4 protein-coding genes are annotated in these 2954 nt (G+C 50.4%); 2 read left to right on the forward strand and 2 right to left on the reverse strand.

Annotation, left to right across the window (positions count from 1 at the left end; genetic code table 11):
* Both PHU49_15220 and eno read right to left on the reverse strand, forming a co-directional pair.
* On the reverse strand, positions 1-281 hold a 281-nt coding region (locus PHU49_15220; protein MDD5245357.1), incomplete at its 3' end, for a lactate racemase domain-containing protein.
* Between the two features lie 92 nt (positions 282-373).
* Positions 374-1654 carry a phosphopyruvate hydratase gene (gene eno, locus PHU49_15225; GenBank protein MDD5245358.1) on the reverse strand — a complete coding sequence of 427 codons (1281 nt, stop codon included), beginning with the start codon at positions 1652-1654 and terminating at the stop codon, positions 374-376.
* Positions 1655-1835: 181 nt separating this feature from the next.
* Here eno and PHU49_15230 point away from each other — a divergent pair, with 181 nt between their 5' ends.
* Both PHU49_15230 and PHU49_15235 read left to right on the forward strand, forming a co-directional pair.
* Complete coding sequence (locus PHU49_15230) at positions 1836-2222, forward strand: PA2779 family protein (GenBank protein MDD5245359.1); 387 nt, start codon at positions 1836-1838, stop codon at positions 2220-2222.
* A 5-nt stretch (positions 2223-2227) separates the two neighbouring features.
* A complete protein-coding gene (locus PHU49_15235) occupies positions 2228-2830 on the forward strand; it encodes a C39 family peptidase (GenBank protein MDD5245360.1) in 603 nt (200 codons plus the stop codon).
* Positions 2831-2954: the final 124 nt, after the last annotated feature.

The raw sequence follows: 2954 nt of genomic DNA on the forward strand, positions 1-2954 counted from the left end.
TGCGCGTCGATGCCTTTCGGGAACCGTTCAAGAAGCACCGGCAGCACCCGTTCCATCCCCGCATATCGGGTTACATCGGGGACAACGATAAGAATGTTTTTAAACCGGCCGATCCAGTCCGCAAAGGGTCTCTCGCCGATGGGGTTTTCAAGAGAATTCAGCAGGGCATCTTCAAGGGGCACCGGCCGAGGCTCCTTGTGATGTATAACCGTTGTCTGCCAGTTTTCAGGAGGCCGGAAGGGTACCGTGCCCTTTCCGTATTTCAGACTGTATGTGGACATAATGTTTACAGCTATCAGCCTTCAGCGATCAACTGATACACCTTTGAACATCTTTATGCTGACTGCTGATCGCTGATTGCTGATAGCTAAGTTCATTTCCTTATACTGTAAAATACCTCTGTGCCTCCGAATATTGCCAGGTCTCCAAGTTCGTCCTCGATCCTCATAAGCTGGTTGTACTTCGCGATCCTTTCACTCCTCGATGCAGAACCCGTTTTGATCTGCCCCACGTTGGTTGCCACGGCAAGGTCTGCTATGAACGTGTCTTCTGTCTCGCCGGACCGGTGCGAGATGACACAGGTGTAGCCGGCGCGTTTCGCCAGTTCGATGGTGGTAAGCGTTTCGGTGAGTGTCCCTATCTGGTTGAGCTTTATGAGGATGCTGTTTGCGATGCCCTTTTTGATCCCTTCCGTAAAGATCTTCGGATTGGTAACAAAGATGTCGTCGCCGACGATCTGTATCTTTGAAGCACAGCGGTCGGTGAAGGACTTCCATCCTTTCCAGTCGTTTTGTGCAAGCCCGTCTTCAATAGAGATTATCGGGTAATCGCCGATGATCGACTCATAAAAATCGATCAGCTTGTTGCTGTCCCATACATTCTTATCGATATGGTATTTTCCCTTTTTGTAAAATTCGCTTGCGGCCGTATCCAGGGCGATGAACACGTCTTTACCGGGTTTGTACCCGGCCTTCGTGATGGCGACCATCAACAGGTCCAGGGCCTCTTTGGTCGATGAGATCTGCGGGGCAAAACCGCCTTCGTCGCCGACACCCGTTACATGCCCCTTGTCTTTCAGCACGCCTTTCAGCGCATGGAATATCTCGGCACCCATCCTGATAGCCTCTTTAAAACAATCCGCGCCTGCCGGGACGATCATGAATTCCTGGGCGTCAAGGTCATTCTGGGCATGCGCACCGCCGTTGATAACGTTCATCATCGGCACGGGAAGCTCACGGCCCCTGATGCCGCCTATATATTGATAGAGCGGGATATCGAGATATTCCGCCGATGCCCTGGCGAGGGCCAGAGAGACGCCGAGGATCGCATTTGCGCCGAGCTTGTTTTTGTTCTCTGTCCCATCGAGCTCAATGAGGAGGTTATCAATATAGGCCTGATCGATTGCATCGAGACCTTCTATCTCAGGCGCAATGGAATTGTTCACGTTATCGACCGCCTTCAGAACCCCTTTGCCTTTATATCTTTTGGCATCACCGTCCCTGAGTTCGAGGGCCTCCCTTTCTCCTGTAGAGGCGCCGGAGGGGACGATCGCCCTTCCCATAACTCCGCTCTCAAGGGTTACCTCTACCTCAACGGTAGGATTTCCCCTGCTATCGAGCACTTCCCTTGCAAAGACATCGTATATCGTCGACATGATTACCTCCATTATTTTTTTATATGCGGGATGCCTGACCTATTATGGGAGAATACCACAGGAGTAATAAACCTTCAAACATTTTGTACCGTGATAAACATCACATACATTACATTTTTTATTGCATATATAATACAGAAAAGGTTATCACAATATAATATGACGGATAGGAGGTGAGGATATGGCAAAGAAGACACTGATATATTATCTTGCGATAGCGATGTTCGTTATCGGTATCGTACCGCGCGTTGAGGCTGCCTTTGTGCCGTCGCAAGCGATAGCGCTGCCGGCTGTGGACAGGGCAGACGATCTTGGTAAGATCCAGACAGTCCTCGAATCGAAACTTGTTAAGCAGCGGCTTCAGGATCTTGGTTTCACGGCCGATGAGATCAATGCAAGGTTTTCTCAGATGAGCGACCAGCAGATCCATAGTTTTGCACAGCAGCTTGATGACCTCAGGGTTGGGAAAGACAGTCTGGGGATAGTCATCGCAGTGCTGCTTATCATCGTACTCGTCATAGTCATCATTAACCTGACCACCGGCCATAAGGTTGTGGTGACCCCGTAAACCTTTTGCTGATCAGGTCCGGGGAGCTTCACAGGGAAGCCCCGGACCTTTTTGTTACGACAATGCGAAGGCTCCTCACCATTTTTATCATTTTTTTTCTCTTCGGATGCAGCACGGCGAATTCCCCCGTTCCTCCTGCGGATGCGTTCCTGTTGCGCGGCGTCCCGTTTTTCAGACAGGATGATTTTCAATGCGGACCCTCTGCGCTTGCGACGGTGATACATTACTGGTACGCCAAAAAGAATGTCGATAAAAGACCTTCCTATGATGATATTGTAACAGCGGTCTACAGCCCGGGAGCGGGCGGTGTCCTTGGCATCGACCTTGAGCTCTATGCAAAAAGGCTTGGCTTTGGTGCGGCACAGTATTCAGGGAGTATCGCGGACATCAGGGACAACATAAACAAAGAAGTCCCTTTGATAATCCTCGTGGATTATGGTTTCCTTATGTATCAGGGTAATCATTTTATGGTGACGACGGGATATACCGATGGCGGCATCGTGGTAAATTCGGGAAGGAAGCGGAACGAGATTATCCCCGATCGGGAACTGGAGAAGATATGGCAAAAGACAGGTTACTGGTCACTGCGCATACAGCCGTCATCGTAGTGCTCCTGGCGGTATTTTTAAGCTCATGCAGCCTGCCGAGGATTATCGTGCTCCGCGACCCGCTGACCCCGGAAGAGCATATCAACCTCGGGGTAAGCTATGAAAAAAACGGGGAGCTTGACGC

This window comes from Syntrophorhabdaceae bacterium, assembly GCA_028713955.1.
Lineage (GTDB): Bacteria > Desulfobacterota > Syntrophorhabdia > Syntrophorhabdales > Syntrophorhabdaceae > UBA5609.